The organism is Bacillus sp. CGMCC 1.16607 (assembly GCF_042683745.1).
Classification (GTDB): Bacteria; Bacillota; Bacilli; order Bacillales; family Cytobacillaceae; genus Pseudoneobacillus.
The window spans coordinates 216,745-234,674 of record NZ_JBHUJX010000007.1 but is presented as its reverse complement, the minus strand read 5'-3'; the positions used below and the strand labels follow the sequence as shown (position 1 = coordinate 234,674).

At 36.3% G+C, this 17,930-nt stretch carries 16 protein-coding genes; 10 read left to right on the top strand and 6 right to left on the bottom strand.

Annotated elements, in window-relative coordinates:
* Window positions 1-130: 130 nt before the first annotated feature.
* On the top strand, window positions 131-1,309 hold the full coding sequence (locus ACFSO7_RS02420; RefSeq protein ID WP_377875009.1) for a hypothetical protein: 1,179 nt from the start codon (window positions 131-133) through the stop codon (window positions 1,307-1,309).
* A 113-nt stretch (window positions 1,310-1,422) separates the two neighbouring features.
* Here ACFSO7_RS02420 and ACFSO7_RS02415 read toward each other — a convergent pair whose 3' ends face one another.
* The gene (locus tag ACFSO7_RS02415) at window positions 1,423-3,666 is read right to left on the bottom strand and encodes a YcdB/YcdC domain-containing protein (protein WP_377875007.1); all 2,244 of its coding nucleotides are present in this window, start codon (window positions 3,664-3,666) and stop codon (window positions 1,423-1,425) included.
* Between the two features lie 425 nt (window positions 3,667-4,091).
* Window positions 4,092-4,568, bottom strand: a complete 477-nt coding sequence (locus ACFSO7_RS02410; protein ID WP_377875005.1) for a VOC family protein — start codon at window positions 4,566-4,568, stop codon at window positions 4,092-4,094.
* A 230-nt stretch (window positions 4,569-4,798) separates the two neighbouring features.
* Between ACFSO7_RS02410 and ACFSO7_RS02405 the strand changes: the two genes are divergently transcribed.
* Window positions 4,799-5,548, top strand: coding sequence for a glucose 1-dehydrogenase (locus ACFSO7_RS02405; protein WP_377875004.1), 750 nt, complete (start codon window positions 4,799-4,801; stop codon window positions 5,546-5,548).
* Between the two features lie 60 nt (window positions 5,549-5,608).
* On the opposite strand, the gene ACFSO7_RS02400 is transcribed toward ACFSO7_RS02405, so the two are convergent.
* Both ACFSO7_RS02400 and ACFSO7_RS02395 read right to left on the bottom strand, forming a co-directional pair.
* Window positions 5,609-6,550: an aldo/keto reductase family protein gene (locus tag ACFSO7_RS02400; RefSeq protein WP_377875003.1), complete on the bottom strand. Its 942-nt coding sequence runs from the start codon at window positions 6,548-6,550 to the stop codon at window positions 5,609-5,611.
* A 221-nt stretch (window positions 6,551-6,771) separates the two neighbouring features.
* On the bottom strand, window positions 6,772-7,080 hold the full coding sequence (locus ACFSO7_RS02395; RefSeq protein ID WP_377875002.1) for a YciI family protein: 309 nt from the start codon (window positions 7,078-7,080) through the stop codon (window positions 6,772-6,774).
* A gap of 169 nt (window positions 7,081-7,249) precedes the next feature.
* Here ACFSO7_RS02395 and ACFSO7_RS02390 point away from each other — a divergent pair, with 169 nt between their 5' ends.
* The 7 genes from ACFSO7_RS02390 (at window position 7,250) to ACFSO7_RS02360 (ending at window position 15,167) form a co-directional block, all read left to right on the top strand.
* Window positions 7,250-7,798, top strand: a complete 549-nt coding sequence (locus tag ACFSO7_RS02390; RefSeq protein WP_377875000.1) for a glutathione peroxidase — start codon at window positions 7,250-7,252, stop codon at window positions 7,796-7,798.
* A 256-nt stretch (window positions 7,799-8,054) separates the two neighbouring features.
* A complete protein-coding gene (locus ACFSO7_RS02385; protein ID WP_377874999.1) occupies window positions 8,055-9,413 on the top strand; it encodes a DL-endopeptidase inhibitor IseA family protein in 1,359 nt (452 codons plus the stop codon).
* Window positions 9,414-9,773: 360 nt separating this feature from the next.
* Window positions 9,774-10,556, top strand: a complete 783-nt coding sequence (locus ACFSO7_RS02380; RefSeq protein WP_377874997.1) for a transposase — start codon at window positions 9,774-9,776, stop codon at window positions 10,554-10,556.
* 170 nt (window positions 10,557-10,726) lie between these two features.
* Window positions 10,727-12,322 (top strand): spore germination protein, encoded by a 1,596-nt coding sequence (locus ACFSO7_RS02375; protein ID WP_377874995.1) that lies wholly within the window; start codon window positions 10,727-10,729, stop codon window positions 12,320-12,322.
* A gap of 190 nt (window positions 12,323-12,512) precedes the next feature.
* The gene (locus ACFSO7_RS02370; protein WP_377874993.1) at window positions 12,513-12,746 is read left to right on the top strand and encodes a hypothetical protein; all 234 of its coding nucleotides are present in this window, start codon (window positions 12,513-12,515) and stop codon (window positions 12,744-12,746) included.
* Between the two features lie 70 nt (window positions 12,747-12,816).
* Window positions 12,817-13,920 (top strand): GerAB/ArcD/ProY family transporter, encoded by a 1,104-nt coding sequence (locus ACFSO7_RS02365; protein WP_377874991.1) that lies wholly within the window; start codon window positions 12,817-12,819, stop codon window positions 13,918-13,920.
* Between the two features lie 44 nt (window positions 13,921-13,964).
* Window positions 13,965-15,167, top strand: coding sequence for a Ger(x)C family spore germination protein (locus ACFSO7_RS02360; protein WP_377874989.1), 1,203 nt, complete (start codon window positions 13,965-13,967; stop codon window positions 15,165-15,167).
* A 160-nt stretch (window positions 15,168-15,327) separates the two neighbouring features.
* Here ACFSO7_RS02360 and ACFSO7_RS02355 read toward each other — a convergent pair whose 3' ends face one another.
* Window positions 15,328-15,969 (bottom strand): spore coat protein, encoded by a 642-nt coding sequence (locus tag ACFSO7_RS02355; protein WP_377874987.1) that lies wholly within the window; start codon window positions 15,967-15,969, stop codon window positions 15,328-15,330.
* 165 nt (window positions 15,970-16,134) lie between these two features.
* On the opposite strand from ACFSO7_RS02355, the gene ACFSO7_RS02350 reads away from it, so the two are divergent.
* The gene (locus ACFSO7_RS02350) at window positions 16,135-16,686 is read left to right on the top strand and encodes a flagellar basal body L-ring protein FlgH (protein WP_377874985.1); all 552 of its coding nucleotides are present in this window, start codon (window positions 16,135-16,137) and stop codon (window positions 16,684-16,686) included.
* Between the two features lie 340 nt (window positions 16,687-17,026).
* Here ACFSO7_RS02350 and ACFSO7_RS02345 read toward each other — a convergent pair whose 3' ends face one another.
* On the bottom strand, window positions 17,027-17,890 hold the full coding sequence (locus tag ACFSO7_RS02345) for a processed acidic surface protein (protein WP_377874983.1): 864 nt from the start codon (window positions 17,888-17,890) through the stop codon (window positions 17,027-17,029).
* Window positions 17,891-17,930: the final 40 nt, after the last annotated feature.

The following is a 17,930-nucleotide window of genomic DNA, read 5'->3' as shown; positions in this document are numbered from 1 at the left end:
TGTTAATATCGCTTTTGGATGATCTATAGGGACAGATCTCAGTGGATTTGTATTTTTGTAGAAATTAAGCTGATGGGAATTTATACTATTTTTATAAGTGCAAATGTTTGTAATTAAAAAGGAGATCATAATGAAGGATTTTATAGAAAAAATACAAGATTCAAGTGCTTCGGAAGTTTTTTGGATTCTTATTGGTATTGTTATAGGGAAATTACTTGATTTTTTTATTGTTTTTTTGAAAGGGAAGGTAAAGAAGTACAGATTTAACAAAGAACTTGTGGGTAAGAGTTTATTATCAGTGGGTGATGTGCAGATTGTCTCATTAGATCATGCAGATCCAACGTATGAATTACATGATATTTTAGTTGAGCAGACTGATAAAAAACTATTTATAGATTGCCCAAGTGAGTATAAGGAGCGTATCCAACTATTAGATCCGGATTTTCATTTTTCTGCTAATACGTCTTTTAATCGTGAGACCACCTTTGAGGATTTAAAAGCAATGACCAATATTGATCTTCTTCCTCAACTGATTGTTAAGCATAGCAAATTGGTTTCAGAATCAATCATCCGAAAACTGGAGGAAAAGAACACTATTTTTAATGGGAAAAAATATGGTGTTTATCGTGTTCATAGGAAAAGAAAGACAGACCACGACGAAAATGCATCCTTAAGACTAGATCTATTTGAGACAGATTATTTTACTCATTTGGTCTTCCGGTCCATCTATAAGGAGTTACAAGAAAGTAATCATCCGATAAGTAAATTGGAAAAAATAGAGGAACTCTACAGTTATGCTCCATTTACGACTTCGTTTGGAATGAATACATTTGTCATATTATCCACTCCAAATGGGGAAGAGATTGTCTTTGCAAAAAGATCAAAGTTTTTAAAAGAGGGTTCAACGAAAAGCCTCTGGCATGTAACGATGAATGAAGGGCTAACTTTAACCGATAGAGAGGGAAGTGACATAAGTCTTATTAAATGTCTTCATCGTGGATTGAGGGAAGAGCTTGGAATACGTGAGGAACATCATAGGTTTATTAATGACGAAAGATTTATGGATTTATTTATCGAAATGTCCAATTTCGAACTAGGTTTAACTTCTTATGTAAAAATGGAGCTTGAAATGGATAAAATTAATGAGCTTTACAGTATCGCGAAAGATGGAGAGCTTGAAACAGATGGTCTTATTACCATTCCGATCAAAAATAATGCGATCAAGGAATTCTTGGAAAATGAGAATCTAACAGATGCCGCTAAGTATACATTAAAAATGTATTTGGCAAGAAGGAAATATATAAATTAGGAAAAGTATTAATCTAAAAGAAACAGGCAAAACGTTTAACCAAAAAAGTAATCTGCCTGGAAGGATCATGGGGAGGTTCTCATTAAGGAAATGAGAACCTCCCTGAGGAATCCTTACCTGCCACTCAATTGTGAATACTTATCTAAGAATCGGTAAAGTATGACGGAAACATCGGCTTTGGTTACGGTTTTCTCCGGCATAAACTCTCCATCTTCATTGCCATTAATGATACCTAATTTTTTGATTAGGCTTACATGGCCTTTGTACTTGATTTGATCCTTGTCTTTAAAGTCTTCTGCGAAGATTCCATCTGTTGAAGCAAGTTTATCATATCCAAGGGATCTAACTAGGAATACGGCTACATCTTCGCGTGTAACTGCTTTATCTGGTTCGAAGTTGTCTCCTTCTTGTTTTACGATTCCGCGATCTAATGCACGTTGTAAATAAGGGTAATAGGAAGAACTCATTTTAACATCTTTAAAAGCAACTGGACGTGACTCGTCATACCAATATCCATATTCTCCAATGGCTCTTAACATGATTTCCACCATATCTCCACGTGTGACTATTTTTTCTGGATTCACTTTTCCATCTTCAGCATCAAAAATATTGTAGTCAATCATTGTTTGAAGCTCTGTTTCAAATTTATGACCTTGAATATCTGTTACTGGTTCTCCGTCATTGACGACCTTTCCAGTATCAGGGTTTTTCCATTTACCATCCACAGCATCTAAATATTTAAAAGAATAGTTGTTTCCAGCTTGGTATACTAGAATGGCATCGTCCATTGTTTTAGTCTGTTCAGTCGGATTGAACGGGACCATATAGTTTAATTTAGCATTAGAGCTGGAAAGATATGCATCTTTCGCTTGCGCTTTATCGATGACCTTTGTTGGATCAGGAAACTCTAGATCGCGCCAATTTTGATAGTAGTTCGTTATTTCTCCGGTTTCAGATGAAACGGATACTGTAACACCCTGGTCTTGAACAGGTATTCCATTCACCTTGCGAGCGAAATAAATGGTGTAGAATTTTGGTTTCTTATCATTGTTATAGTATTGATCCTGTGGTGGGGTTACATATAAAGAATCAACTTTATCGTAAGCGATTTTTTTAACCAAATCTGTTGCCGTTTTTAGAGCCTGATCTTTCGTAATATTTACTGTAAAATCCGTATTATCTCTATTATAAAATCTAGCATCATTATTGAAGTTTAATATTTCGCCAGTCTTAGCATTGATCGCAGCTCCAATATAGGATTGTTGATTATCCTTTTTATGCCAATTGAAGGACCATACAGATTGATTATCCCGAGAACCTTCACTATAGCTTGCATTATCCAAAATAAAATCATCTGATAGATTAAGAGCTTCTTTGACTAGTTTGTAAGCAGCATCTTGTGTTAACTCTGTTTGCAATACTGGTCTAGGAGAAGCTTTGTCAGAAAGAGGGGTGTTCGATGGCGCCATAGCCGCTTCATCTAAAGCCTTACCTTGCTCATTGATGAATTTCCCTGTTTCTGCGTCAATCATATAGGAAAAGCCGCCATAATACTGATAATTTTGCATTTTAGGTGCGTAAATTAATTTAGCTACATTCTTTGAATCTGGATTTCCGTTATAGTTTTGCTGATAGCGCAATTCTACGTCAAGTGAATCTTTGACCATTGAATTGGCTTTTTCAAGAGAGATGATATTTTCTTTCTTTTTGAAGTTTACATTTTTATTCCAACTGAATCCGAAAGAGCGAACCGTTCCATTACCTGTAACAGATACATTAACAGAGTTATTTTGGAATGGTACTCCATCTACAACCTGATAAAAGCGAATTTCATGTGTTCTTCGATCTCTATAAGGCTGGCTACTCATGTATTTTTTAAAATCTTCATCTAGTACAATATCTTTCATTTTTTCGGGGTAGAGATCATTCATATACTTTTTCGCAATTTCAACAGCATTGTCATACGTTACCTTTGGAGGGAATGTTTTATCTAATTCACTATCATTCCAAGTATGAAAGTTTATGATATCACCTGTTTGTGCATCAACAGAAACATTAATAGCTTTGTAGGTTTCCCCACGTTGGGACCAGTTAACGTCCCAAATGGTTCGATTTCCATAGGCATTAAAGTTAACATTCTCAAGCTTGTAGCCAGTCAGATCCTTTGCAACCTTCTTCGCTAATTCAATGGCTTCTTCTTTTGTAATCTTTGCATTTTTTTGCGCCTCTTCAAGAGAAGCAGTATTTACCGTTTGCATTTCATTAACCTTTTGTTCAGCGGCAAGACTAGTAATAGGCCCTACACTAGTTGCCAAAACAGCTGAAACCATTAAACTTGTTAACCATTTCTTTTTCATAAAAAATAATTCCCCTCTCAAGTAACTTCCATATTTACTCTATTATTCTGGAATTGAATTATTACGACTTTTTAAATAATAGGTAAAAGGTACCTCTATTTACCAATTATTGCTTCAAGTATATAGACGGCTTTGGTTGGAAAAGGTTTCAAATTATTCTAAGTTTTTTGGAGGAAGTTTACAGGTCCCATGCCCTAAAGGTTTCAAAAATGCAAAAGGTACTACATCCAGTTTGAAAAAAGTTCTAGGAATAACCATTCAGAGGGAACAATGAACTGATACTTCGAATTCATTCTTCTCCGGTAATTTAAAACTTTGCGATTAGACCTGGCATATAAAATAAAAAAAAGACACAATTAGCAATCACCTCCACTAGTTGTGCCCTTTACGCGAAAACTTCAGATTTTCACCTATTAAAACCGTTCCTATGCTTTTATCGTTGATAAGTTATTTATTTTCTGCCATTCACTTAAATGAATCGCTCCTAGTTCTGGTCGTGATTCCCCTTCAAGCAATGTTAAATATTCTAAAGAGTTTCCATCGGGATCACTAAAATAGTAGGATGCTGCAGGTTGCCAGCTATGGACTATAGGTTCAGAATTGTCTAATCCAAAATCCCCAAGAATTTCAATTTCTTTTGATTCTAAAAATGAAGGTACCTCCATGAATTTATCCATTGGTAAGTAAAAAGCGAAATGATTTGGTCGAAATTTGTTTTCAGGTACTTCCCAGATACCTAATAAAAACTCCTTTTTACCTGGCTCGCCCAAAAAGAAAAAGGCAACTCCTCTTTCTTGAATGATATAAGCTAATTCTAATTCTAACTTCTTTTCGTAAAATTCAACGGCCTGTTCAAGGTTCTTTGTATACACATGTGTTTCATATAATCTACTTTGTTTCATTTTTATCATCTCCTTGGTATTCATTCTAATTTGTTTCAAGACTAGCGAAACCGTTTATTAGTAGGGAATTTGTCTACAACTTTAGTAGGAGAGCTTAATCACCTTTACTGACGTGAGCATTTTCATTTAATATGAAGGAAATTATCGCATTTACTTAGGAAGCTCTTGATACATGAAACAGAATTTACCCGGAAACAGTGAACACAATAAGTAAAGGGAGGCTGATAAGGATGAATTTTTCAAATAAAGTAGTGATTATTACTGGTGCTGCAAATGGCATTGGGCAGGGGATCGCTTATCAATATGCAGAAGAGGGAGCTCAGGTCGTTCTAGCTGATATAGATGAAGAAGCTGGAAAAAGAGTGGCAAAAAAGATCATCGATAGCGGTGGGAAAGCGCTGTTCGTCAAAACAGATGTAAGAAAAGAAGAAGATGTGGTTCAATTGATGAAAACCATTAAAGAAATCTACCAAGCCATACATATTTTAATAAATAATGCTGGAAAAGGGTTGTTTAAATCTCTATATGAAGTAACGGTCCAAGACTGGGATGACATCCTAAATACAAACTTACGAAGTGTGTTTTTATGCTCAAGGGAAGCGGCAAAATATATGAAAGAAAATGAAGATGGTGGAAGCATCGTCAATATTGCATCGACTCGTGCCTTTATGTCAGAACCTCATTCAGAGGCTTATGCGGCTACGAAAGGAGGAATAGTCGCGCTAACTCATGCACTAGCAGCTTCATTAAGTGAGGAACGAATTACAGTAAATTCGATATCTCCAGGTTGGATTGAGACAGGGGATTATTCACAATTAAGAGATATTGATCACGAGCAGCATTTTTCCAAAAGAGTGGGAACACCATCCGATATTGCTAGAGCCTGCTTGTTTTTAACAAGGAAAGAGAATGATTTTGTAACAGGAACCAATCTCACCATTGATGGAGGGATGACCAGAAAGATGATTTATGAGGAATAGCTTTAGGTACCATTTAGGTAAGTGAAAGAGAGACAGGGAACCAACCTGTCTCTCTTTCACTTAAGAATGTAAAATTTCATTAATTTTCTCAACGGTGTTTGTAGACAATTTTACACCTGATGCTTTTACGTTTTCAGCTAATTGTTCTGGGCGGCTTGCACCGACAATGGCACTTGATACATTTGGCTGACGTAATATCCATGCTAGTGCTAACTGACTAAGTGTAAGATTTTCTTCCGTTGCTATTCCTTTTAGTCGTTCTACTTTATCAAGATTATTATCTGTTAGCTGCGAAATTTTTAAATGTTGTTGAGCTGCGCGGGTTCCTTCTGGTACTTGCTCGCCTTTTTTGTATTTTCCGGTTAAGACACCTTGGGCAAGTGGGGAGAACACTACCTGACCAATACCGTGTTTTTCACTCACCGGAATGATTTCTTTTTCAATATTACGATGGAGCATGCTGTAATTCGGTTGGTTTACAATGATTCGATCGAATAGTTTCTTGTCAGCAAGATGAACGGCCTCGGTGATTTGCTCAGGGGTCCATTCACTGACGCCTATATATAGCACTTTTCCTTGACGAACAAGATCGTCTAATGCGCGTAAGGTTTCTTCTAACGGTGTTTCTTGGTGATATCGGTGGCAATAATAAACATCAATATAGTCCATGCCAAGTCGCTTTAGACTTGCATCACACTGCTCGATAATATGTTTTCGTGATAACCCTTGGTCATTCGGACCATCACCCATTTTTCCAAACACCTTTGTTGCCAACACATAGGAGCTTCTAGGATATTTATTAAGTGCCTTTCCGACTACCTTTTCTGCCTCACCACGTATGTAAACATTTGCAGTATCAAAGAAATTAATACCCATTTCATAGGCTAAATCAATCGATGATACGGCATTTTGTTCTTCCACATACCCTCCATAAGTAAGCCAACTTCCAAGACTAATCTCACTAACCTTTAATCCAGAATTGCCTAATCGACGATATTGCATCCTACCAACCTCCACTTATCTTTAATTTGTGATATTCTAGTTTAGAAATAATTTAATATTTTAAATATACAATAAATTGTTGACGCTTGTCACTTTGGGGAAGCGAAAATGATAGTAGAAGCAACAAGCCATTACAAAGCGGATGAGTGCTGAGTAATGACTTGTTGCTTTTTAAAAAAAATTAGCAAGTATTAGAGTTTCAGTGTGTGAGCTGTGTTAGTTTATGTTAATAAATGATTGTTTTCTTCATTGGAAAGTTGCCATGTACGAAGTTCGTAAGACTCTGTACCACTTGAAACAAATGGATCTGATTCGGCGATTCGCTTTGCCTCTTCATACGATGCAGCACGAATAATAACCATACCCCCACGATAGTCTGTGAACGGTCCGCATAATTCTAGTTGATGGTTTTGTTCCAAATTACGCAAGAAAGCCACATGTTCTTTAATTAGTTCCTCCGAAAGCTCCCTCCCGGAATTCATTGTTAATAAAATGACATATCTTGTATGCGTGGACATATCGATATTCATGTTCTTAGCCTCCTAAAATTTTTGATGTAAAGGTTCTATACATGATGCTTGTCATATTTATATGTAGTTTAGCATTTAATACTAGTAGTTTAAATTTTCTATTTCAATAGTTAGATAGTAGAATATTCATAATGCAATTTTAATTCACAAATTTCCTTGGAGGTAAAGAATGAGCATTTATGATTTTTCAGCTGTTGCAATAAATGGGCAGAGAATTAATTTAGAAGCATATAAAGACAAAGTGATTTTAATAGTTAACACCGCTAGTCAATGTGGATATACATATCAATATGAAGATTTACAACGTTTATATGATTCTTATAAAGAAAAGGGCCTTGTAATTTTAGGTTTCCCTTGTAATCAATTTGCTGGGCAAGAACCTGATGAGAATGATAAAATCCAATCATTTTGCACTCTCCGCTATGGCGTATCTTTCCCAATGTTTCAGAAAGTAAATGTACGAGATGACAATGCTCATCCATTATTCACTTATCTCGTATCGTCACAGCCGTTCAAAGGGTTTGATCCATCTCATCCTGGTACAAACGGGTTAGTACATTTCCTGAAGGAGAAGCATCCAGAATACTTAAGCGGTGATTCGATTAAATGGAATTTCACTAAATTCCTCGTTGATACAAAGGGTAACGTTATCAAACGTTACGAATCCACAGTTGATCCAATGGATATAAAAGAAGACATCGAGCAATTGCTTAACTAATAATCTAGTAAAAGAGAGAGAATCCAATTAAATTTGGATTCTTTCTTTTTTTGTGGGGTTAACTTGTTGAGTTGGAGGTAGCCCTTTTCTGATGTTCCGGTAAGACATAAAATGCCTGATTAAGTCTAATCACCTCACGTAGGTCGGGGACAATTTAGTAATTTATACCCATTTTTTAAAAAACTTCACCCGATCTCCAAACTTCATCGTCTAAAGGATGTAAAAATAAAAAACGCATCTTTTGGAGGTTATAAAAATGAATAAAAAATTTCTTGCTGCTGGATTAGTGATTGCGATGTTAAATGGTCCACTCTTATTGAATACGAATTTCGCTTTGGCAAAGGAACTGCCAAAGGTAGTAGCACCTGTTAAACATGATTTAACCGAAAAACAGGTTCTGCAACTGGCCATTAATTTTTCCAAAGCGAGTAGTTATGTTGGACGTGGTGGTGACTACAAGGATGGAGAGTATAAAACCTTCAGCTATAAAGGAAAGACGTATCGTTATTTAGCTTCAAGTATAGATACGAAAAAAGAGTTGTTAGCGTATTTGAATGCAACGTTAACTTCCACTGCCGCGGCGAAATTTATTGAATCACGAGGAATTATTGAGTACAAGGGAAAAATGGCTCAGGTTGAGTCAGATGGCGGCTCTTTATTGCAGTGGGAACAAGCAACAGCTCAATTTGTGAAAAAAGATAAAAATAGTAGAGTATATCGATTAATCGTTCCAGTAGAAGAAACGAAAGAAAATCAAAATTATCTTATTGAGTATCAAGAAGTGAATAAGGTAGGTTGGAAAATAAGTAAGGAACCAGCCCTTGAACAATCGACAGAATTAACGAACAAACAGGCAGTGGAACTGGCATCCAATTTTTCAAAAGCATCGAGTTTCGTTCAGGCAGGTGGAGAGTACCGAAATGGAGAATATCGAACATTTACGTACCAAGGGAAGACATATCGATATCTATCGAGCCAAATTGATACGAAGGCAGAATTGTTAGCTTACTTAAAAGCTTCTTTAACGCAAAAGGCAGCAGAGGAATTTATTCAATCTCGAGGAATCATCGAGTATAAAGGAAAAATGGCACAAATCGAAGCGGATGGCGGCTCGTTATTACAGTGGACGAAAGCAACGGCTCAACCAATAAAATCAGAGAAAAATATAAGTGTATTTCTCCTATCCGTTCCAGTTGGTGAAACCTCCGAAAAGCAAGATTATTTAGTGGAATACCAATATGATGAAAAAATAGGCTGGAAAATTAGTAAAGAACCTTTCTGGAATTTAGACATTCCAGGAAATGTGAACCCTGCTTTTAACTTTGTGCAGCTTCTGTTAAAAAACACGAAAGCTACTCAGGACTTATTCCTAGACACGACATCCTTTAACGTTGAAGCGTTCAAAAAAGGAATCAAAAAAATGGAATATGTAAACATGATCGAAATTGGCAGAGGTAAAGCGCAAGTAGAATTTATCGTGAAGGTAAATGTAGAGCTCGATCCAAGCTACAAAGGAACACTAGTAAATGGGGAGAACAACTTGTATTTCCTTGTGCAGCCAGTAGGATATATGGATTTTAAAATTGTAAAGGCTGGAAGAGTGGCACTTTTTTAGAAGCTGGGAGCATGGGGAAGCGTGGGGACGGTTCTCATGCTTCCTTTTTTTAGTCGATAAATTTTTCAAAGTGGTGAAAAATTTGGGGGAATGGTATATGATGGAATTGAAATCAGGCCAGGTATGACTGTCTTTATGTTTTAATAGTCCTCAAAGTATTTCTTCCAATTGATGAATTTCTTGTCATCTGAAAATTACTCCCATTCATATCCAAAAGACCGAAATGTTTTAAAAGTAATCTCTAATGCTGGCTCCGATGTATCTCATTTAAGTTAATCGTCATCAAGACGACCACGATTTTGACCTTCTTATTTTTCTAATCGAATCATCCATTAAAAAAATTTTTAATAGCTGGTGGTGATGAAAATATCTCGTGAAGCTAGAGTTAAAAGTAGGAGCGGAATATATCACATTATGTTAAGAGGTGCAAACAGGCAAGAAATATTTCATGATGAAAACGACTGTATAAGATTTCTTGAAATAATAAAAAAATATAAATCGAAATCGGAAATAAGTGTTTATGCTTGGTGTTTAATGAGTAATCATGTCCATCTTCTTTTGAAAGAAGGTACTGAGGATATTTCCGTTACAATGAAACGGTTAGGCGTTAGTTATGTCTGGTATTATAACTGGAAGTATAATACAACAGGACATTTATTTCAGGATCGATTTAAAAGTGAGAATGTAGAGACCACTAGGTACCTACTTACAGTTATAAGGTACATCCACCAAAATCCATTAAAGGCTAGAATGGTTAATTTGATAGATGAATGGAGATGGAGTAGTTATCAAAGCTATTACGATAAAAAAACTTATCCGTGGAAGTTGCTTGATGACGAATTTATTTTAAATATGTTTTCGCCCGATATTACGGTCGCCAAGGAAAGATTTAAGGAATTTAATGAAAGATGTAATAATGATACATGCTTAGAGGATAGAGTGAATAAAAGGAGACTACCAGATGAAGAGGCAAGACAAGAAATCAAGAGGGTGCTGGGTATGATTGATATAGCTCAAGTGAAAAGTTTACCTAAGCAACAAAGAAATGGATTACTCCAAAAAATAAAACAGATCGATGGTTTATCACAACGCCAAGCAGCAAGAATTTTAGGAGTTTCATCTAATCTTATTTTTAAAGCATAGATAAAGAAAGAAGGAAGCAAAAGAACCTCTGCTTCCTTTTTTTTGTGGACTCATTGAAAGCTTAGTTGGAAGCGAAAGAACCGTCCCTCTGCTTCCCAAGAATAAAGAATGTTGTAATGGTAAAAAATGAATATTAAAGAAATAAATTACTCTTAAGAGAGGATAAAATTATGAGTTTTTTTAAGAAAAGCAGAAAAAAGGCCAGTATTGGTCAATTTTCATTCGAGCATGATGATTTAAATAAGGATTTGGAAGATGAGCATTTAGTGAAAAGTCTTAAAGAAAATGTTCAATATATAAAGCAAATACTTGGAAATAGCAGTGATATCGTGATTAGAGAGATACTAATTGGCAAAGAGAAATCGATAGCAGCTGGTATTATCTATACGGATGGAATGGTCGATACGAATTCCATTCAGAATTTTATTTTGGAATCACTTATGTTAGATATTGATTCCTATCAAAATCAAATGATTTCGTCTTATCAAAGTGTATTACAAGTATTGAAAAGTCGCATCCTTGCAGTGGGAGATATTAAAGATGTTACGGAATTCGGCACTCTATTTACTTCCCTATTATCTGGGGATGCTATTCTTTTGTTGGATGGATATGTACAAGGTTTCATAATCTCCATGCGCGGGGGGGAAACCCGCGGTATTATGGAGTCCACGACGGAAACCGTTATTCGAGGGCCGAAGGAAGGTTTTACGGAAAATTTGCGTTTCAATACGGCACTAGTCCGTCGAAAAATAAAAACTCCTCATCTATGGATCGAATCGAAACAAATTGGGAGATTAACCAAAACCGATGTCGCAATCATGTATATCGATGGAATTGTGAATGATAAAGTGGTCAAAGAAGTGCATAAGCGATTAGATCGAATTGATATAGATGGGATATTAGAAAGTGGTTATATTGAGGAATTAATACAGGATGAAACGTACACTCCATTTCCGACTATTTATTACTCAGAGCGCCCTGATGTAATTGCTGCTGAACTTTTAGAAGGGAAAGTCGCCATATTAGTGGATGGAACTCCCATTGTTCTGGTCGTTCCGGCGCTCTTCGTCTCTTTCATACACGCTGCCGAAGATTATTATCAGCGCTCAGATATTAGCACTCTCATTCGTTTACTTCGTTATTTAAGTATTTTTATAGCGCTTTTGGGACCTTCCTTATATATTGCAATCACCACTTTTCATCAGGAAATGTTACCAACTGGTCTGTTGATTGGTCTAGCTGCTCAACGGGAAGGGGTTCCGTTTCCAGCATTTATTGAAGCACTTATGATGGAGGGGGCGTTTGAAATCTTGCGAGAAGCCAGTTTACGAATGCCAAAGGCTATAGGTTCAGCTATATCCATTGTAGGGACACTGGTGATTGGGACAGCCGCAGTTGAGGCTGGAATTGTGTCGGCTGCCATGGTAATCGTCGTAGCTATCACGGCCATTTCAAGCTTCATCCTACCTTCCTTAGCCATGTCTATGTCTATACGAATACTTCGTTTCCCAATGATGGGACTTGCTGCATCCTTTGGTTTATTCGGGATACTCATTGGGTTTATTGCACTTATACTCCATATGTGCAGCTTACGTTCATTTGGAGTACCTTATATGAGCCCTTTTGGCCCATTTATCCATGATGACATTAAGGATACGCTTATTCGAAAACCCTTGTGGAAAATGACTTCCCGCCCACGTTTAATCAGCCAAAAGAACATTAGACGAGAACATAGTCCGGCCCCGAAACCACCTCGAAAAAAGTAACAAAAGTGAGATAAGGGTCAATATTAACTCGGACGTTCTGTTGCTGATCGATACTAGTACATCGTCCGCGTTTGACCAAAGTGGGTTTGATGACGAAAGACTTTATTATGAGCGATATACAGAATTTAATAAACAAAAGTAAATGGATTCATTTGCGATCTGAAAAAAGTAAAGGGGAGGAGTTACGAATATGGTGGCTGTTGCAGGAATTTTGGTAATCGTTGCTATCATTATTGCGATAGATGTTCCTCCTCTGTTAAGAAAAAAATTAAAAAAAGAATTATGGATATTTTCAATACTGTTACTAATCGGAATCGTGTTAAGCGTTGCCCAAGTGCTGGAAATGAAGATTCCCAATCCACTAGAATGGATAATTGCTATTTATCAACCGCTCTCTAATATGATTGATCAATTATTAAAGTGAAAAACTGGCGATTATTCTAATGGATCATTGATAACATTAAGAATACTAAATATTGATTGGAAGTTAGAATATGGAAAAAAACATCAAAATTAGTGCACGACAATTTGGAATATTAGTGATTTTATATTCTATAGGTACGACTATCTTAGTGATTCCAGCAATTCTGGCTCAAGAGGTAAAACAAGATGCATGGATCGCAGTTGCAATCGGTGTAGTCATTAGTATTTTATTGGCGGTTTTATATATTTCTATAAGCAGAAAATTCCCCAATATGACACTGGTTGAAATCATTGAAACAGTGCTTGGAAAATGGATAGGTAAGATTGTTTCTCTAACGTTTGTTTTCTTTTCGCTATACTCAACTTCAGCATTATTATTTTATGTTGGTAATTTCTTGACAACACAAATCATGCCTGATACGCCAATCGAAGCAACAATAATACTATTTTCCTGCATTTTAATAATGGGAATTCGCCTCGGTATTGAAACTTTAGCTCGAACTGGAGAAATTTTATTTCCTTTCTTTTTTATTTTATTCATCATTCTAGTGGTTTCAGTATTTTTACCTCCTTTTCAATATAAGTTTGAAAACATTCAACCCTTTTTCGAAGCAGGAATAAAACCCATGATACGTGCTGTTCTTCTTTTTACAAGTATCTTTTCTTTCCCTTTGGTTGTATTGCTAATGATATTTCCAGTTTCAGTGAATCAACCTAAAGTAGCTGAAAAAGACTTTTTTATTGGAATACTTATAGGAGGAATCTGTTTGATTCTCATTGTTACTCTAGTTATTTTGTGTTTAGGTCCTGAGAACAGTGCAAGACAGATGTATCCAAGTTATGCTTTGGCTAGAATGATAAATATAGGGGATTTTTTCCAACGGATAGAAGCAATAGTGGCCACCATGTGGATTTTTACTATTTATTTTAAAATGTCGCTTTATTTTTATGCGTCTGTTATAGGTCTTGCACAAATATTTAATCTAAAAGATTATCGGCCACTTACCCTTCCATTAGGGGTAATCGCAGTTTCACTTTCTTTAATTTTATATCCCAATGTTATTAAATCAATTACATTTGACAAAGAAATTTGGCCACTATACGTTTCAACGTATGGACTTGCTCTTCCTTTTCTTTTATTAGCAGTCAGTACATTACGGAAAAAATTAGTTTAAAGTTTTATCATTTATTTTTCCGTAGTTCGAAAGGAGTTTGGTCTATGAAACGTAAGTTAAATCTACTTTTTCTTCTTATTACTTTTCTATTATTAACAACAGGGTGTTGGAACCGTCGAGAATTAAATGAACTTAGCATTACGTTAGGGATTGGAATCGACCGCACAATGAATGGTCAATATCTTGTGACGGCTCAAGTGGTCAATCCAGGAGAAGTAGCGGCAAAAGGAGCAAGTGGCCAATCACCAGTTATTATCTTTCAAGCGAAAGGGGAAACCATGCTTGAAGCATTTCGAAAAATGACAAAGGAATCCCCAAGGAGAATTTATCCTTCTCATCTTAGAATACTCGTGATTGGAGAATCATTAGCAAGAGAAGGTATTGGAAAACCGTTAGATCTTATCTCGAGAGACTGGGAATTGAGATCAGATTTTTACATCACTGTAGCAAAAGGAAGGAATGCAGAAGATATTTTAAAGGTACTCACACCTTTAGAAAAGATACCTGCCAATCAATTATTTAATGCCCTTAAAGTGTCATCAAAAGCTTGGTCTGCGACAAGTGGAGTGACTTTATATGAACTGATTGAAAATATGGTAAGTGTCGGAAAACAACCGGTGTTAACTGGTGTTCACATGGCGATAGAAGGTGATGAAAAAACTTCTTTCAGTAAACAGAATGTAGAAATGACAAAACCTTCAGCACGATTGTTCTTTGGAGAATTAGCGGTATTTGATAGAGATAAATTGGTTGGTTGGCTAGATGAAAAGCAAAGCAGAACTTATAATAGCATAACTAACAAAACGAAAAGTACGGTTGTGAACATAACCTGTCCTGAAGGTGGGAAAGCCGTCCTACAACTTGTGAACCCAAATGCAAAAATGAAAGGTAAAGTGAAAAATGGGCAACCAGAAATTAATATTGAATATCGAGCAGAATACAACGTCGGAGAAGTAGAATGTGATATCGATCTTACTAAACTGGAGAACATTTCAAAATTAGAGAAAATAGAGGAACGAAGAATTGAAAAAATGTTTAAACAGTCTATAAAACAAATACAAGAAAAACATAAAAAAGATATTTTTGGCTTTGGAGAAGCTATCCATCGAGCAGATCCAAAAGCATGGAAAAAATTAAAAAATAATTGGGATAACGAATTTCAAACCTTGCCAGTAAATATCAAAATTGACGTGAAAATCCGTCGTGTAGGTACGGTCGGTAACTCTTTCTTAGAAGAAATGAAATAATGAGGGGAAGCTGGAAGCAGGGGTGGAAGCAGGGGGACGGTTCTCCTGCTTCCTTTTTTCAACCTTGGATGGAATTTAAAATAATGTAAAATTTGGCAAAGTGGTACAAAGGAAGCAAAAGAACCGTCCCTTTGCTTCACTTTGCTTCACTTTTACCGTTCTAATGACTCATATTGTTATTTGGCATCTGCATTTGCTTCTGTGTAGGTGCGAATGCGTTTAGCAGCTGGGTCATATCTTGCTGTGCTAACTGTGGTACTTGATAGTAATGATGTTTATTTTGATAAATCGAGAGTTCGTAGGCCATTTCAATGCAATTTGGGACGGAATCAGCAAGTACACGGCGAACAACGGGATTAGTTACTTCTAGTGCAGCCATTGCTTTCGCTGAGGCTCCTGTTTTGCATGAATTTAGCATGCAGCCAGAAATGAATTCATCCGAAATTTCTGCAGCGGATTGCCATGGTTTTTTAGGCTGAGCTGGTTTCATACCGTAAATGAAGTCATTTCCTTGGTTCATTTTATAGCTTTGTGTTGGTTTGGATGGGTCCTGACCGGTTTGAAAACTTTGTAAAGTTATATTGTACTCCTCTTGCATAAATTGAAATTGGCGGTCGAGAATATCGAGTAATTCTGGGTCCTTCACATGTTGACGGAGTAATGTATATTGATTTAACGTTCCGACAGCCCCCGATAGAACCTCATGTACGTCAAATAGTTCGTGACCACCATGATTCATTTGTTGAGGGACATTTCCTGTATGCATATTTTGGTGCATTTGACCTTGTTGGTTTTGAAGCATATTTGATCTCCTCCTAACGATATTGGCAAAGCCATTGTTATTATGTATCAATCAAGGGGAGATATTCGCCCAATATTTGCTCGGGCTGTATGAATGGTGTTCAAATATTATAATGCGCATATATATAGAAGGAATATAACCAAATAATAAGAAAGGAGGATTCGTTTGAAAAGGTTTCTGTATGTCATTCTATCTTCCATAATGGTTCTATTTTTTCTACCACCTCAACATTCCCAAGCTTGGTCAGATCCAGTGAAAACAGAGAATTGGTCTGAAAATCTTGAGTTAAAAAGTCCAGCCACAAGTCCAGCTAAGAAATCTACCACAAAAGCTAAGCCAGTAGTAGTAAACCCGAGATTTTCTTACGGAAAATGGAAGCTTTGGATTCCAGGTACGATGATTGATTATTTTTACAAAGATACAGGTCAATACAAAAAGAGTAAGTATACAAAGGGAGCTTATAATGGAACGCTTACCATTAATAGTAATGGGACGTATCAGCTAAATAACAAAAAAGGAAAGTGGCGAAAAGCAAAAACGGGTGAGGTATTCAATTACCCTAATTCCATTATTCTTGCTAAAGGAATAGGTAACTATGATGTGGCTGTCTCCACTCACAAGTCAAAAAAAGGGTACATTATTTTACTTACCGACAGTAAAGGTAAATATACGGATGGCTCAAAAATTTGGTTAGTTGGTGCAGAAGGGTTTAAATAGGGAGGTTTGTGAAGGCTAAGTGGGGGAATCTCTAGCTGGCTTTTTTGTTGCGAGTAGAACGAAAATCGTATTAATCAAACGATTGATTGAAACGATCTAAAGTCTTGTGGGAGTAGTCGGAAGCTAGTTTAATCAAACGTTTGATTGAACATAAGTTGGTGGGCTTCATTTGGTTGAATTAAGGCGCAAAGTCCGATAAAATTGCTGAATTGTCCGATAGACGATCCGATTTGTTCGATAGAATTGTGAACTTGTCTGATAGGAGCCATTTTGAGTCCGATAGAATGATTCACCGTATAAGTGTAAACACCACCAAGCCCAAGAGCCTGGTGGTGCAGTTTTATTTATACCCTTTTTCAGAAGCTTCTTCATATTTTTCTTCATGTAAATAATCAACATACTCATCGGAAAGCTCACCGATATGAATCATTTCTTCGCCCGGTTCAATTAACCATTCAGGTACAGTAAAATCAATGAGCAATTCCCCAGAATTACTGTAGATCGTGGTTAATAAGTTTTTAGGTAGTTCTTTCATTTTTAGTAATTCTTTAAGTGAAATTTCCTTTTGATCCACTTTGAATTTCACCTGAATTTCATACAATGAAATAGATTCGGTCAAAATTTGTACTAGTTCATCTAATTCCTCATCCGTTAATTCGGAGGTATCCGTCACGTCCATGAATTTTTCAATATTTGAATCCATCATATACATTTGATCCAGTTGATCTTTGTTTTTTTCTTCAACTAAGGACAAATATTCGAAAAATCGCTCAGACTCTTCCTCTGTTATACCAATTTCCGCTAATTCATTTTCAATATCAGCCATGTACTCATCGTGGTTGACATAGAAATCAACCGTCACATCCAGATCCTCAATAAATTTGTATTCGGCCAACGAGTCACCGAAATGATTCAAAAGATCCTGAAGCTCTTTCTCCGTTAAGTTATATCTTGTTAAAAGCTCCTGAAGATTTTCACTATTAATAGGCGTTCCTAAGAACATTTTAAGGTCTTCGACTGATTCAAATTCATTTAACGGAATTTCATAATAATCCAAGTAATCCAGTAACTCCTGTTTCGTCCAACCGATTTGCGCTAAATAAGCGTTTAGCTCATTTTCGGGAGGAGCTGCCAATGCAGAAGATGCACTAAACAAAAGTTGGAACGAGATTAGATAAATCAAGAAAGCTCTTATGAAATTCATTCGTTACCTCCTTGGAATTTGAAGTCTTTAATAATGTTCC

Coding starts and splice junctions, on each gene's coding strand:
- ACFSO7_RS02420 (WP_377875009.1), top strand. CDS start 131: ATGAAGGATTTTATAGAAAAAATACAAGATTCAAGTGCTTCGGAAGTT.
- ACFSO7_RS02415 (WP_377875007.1), bottom strand. CDS start 3,666: ATGAAAAAGAAATGGTTAACAAGTTTAATGGTTTCAGCTGTTTTGGCA.
- ACFSO7_RS02410 (WP_377875005.1), bottom strand. CDS start 4,568: ATGAAACAAAGTAGATTATATGAAACACATGTGTATACAAAGAACCTT.
- ACFSO7_RS02405 (WP_377875004.1), top strand. CDS start 4,799: ATGAATTTTTCAAATAAAGTAGTGATTATTACTGGTGCTGCAAATGGC.
- ACFSO7_RS02400 (WP_377875003.1), bottom strand. CDS start 6,550: ATGCAATATCGTCGATTAGGCAATTCTGGATTAAAGGTTAGTGAGATT.
- ACFSO7_RS02395 (WP_377875002.1), bottom strand. CDS start 7,080: ATGAATATCGATATGTCCACGCATACAAGATATGTCATTTTATTAACA.
- ACFSO7_RS02390 (WP_377875000.1), top strand. CDS start 7,250: ATGAGCATTTATGATTTTTCAGCTGTTGCAATAAATGGGCAGAGAATT.
- ACFSO7_RS02385 (WP_377874999.1), top strand. CDS start 8,055: ATGAATAAAAAATTTCTTGCTGCTGGATTAGTGATTGCGATGTTAAAT.
- ACFSO7_RS02380 (WP_377874997.1), top strand. CDS start 9,774: ATGAAAATATCTCGTGAAGCTAGAGTTAAAAGTAGGAGCGGAATATAT.
- ACFSO7_RS02375 (WP_377874995.1), top strand. CDS start 10,727: ATGAGTTTTTTTAAGAAAAGCAGAAAAAAGGCCAGTATTGGTCAATTT.
- ACFSO7_RS02370 (WP_377874993.1), top strand. CDS start 12,513: ATGGTGGCTGTTGCAGGAATTTTGGTAATCGTTGCTATCATTATTGCG.
- ACFSO7_RS02365 (WP_377874991.1), top strand. CDS start 12,817: ATGGAAAAAAACATCAAAATTAGTGCACGACAATTTGGAATATTAGTG.
- ACFSO7_RS02360 (WP_377874989.1), top strand. CDS start 13,965: ATGAAACGTAAGTTAAATCTACTTTTTCTTCTTATTACTTTTCTATTA.
- ACFSO7_RS02355 (WP_377874987.1), bottom strand. CDS start 15,969: ATGCTTCAAAACCAACAAGGTCAAATGCACCAAAATATGCATACAGGA.
- ACFSO7_RS02345 (WP_377874983.1), bottom strand. CDS start 17,890: ATGAATTTCATAAGAGCTTTCTTGATTTATCTAATCTCGTTCCAACTT.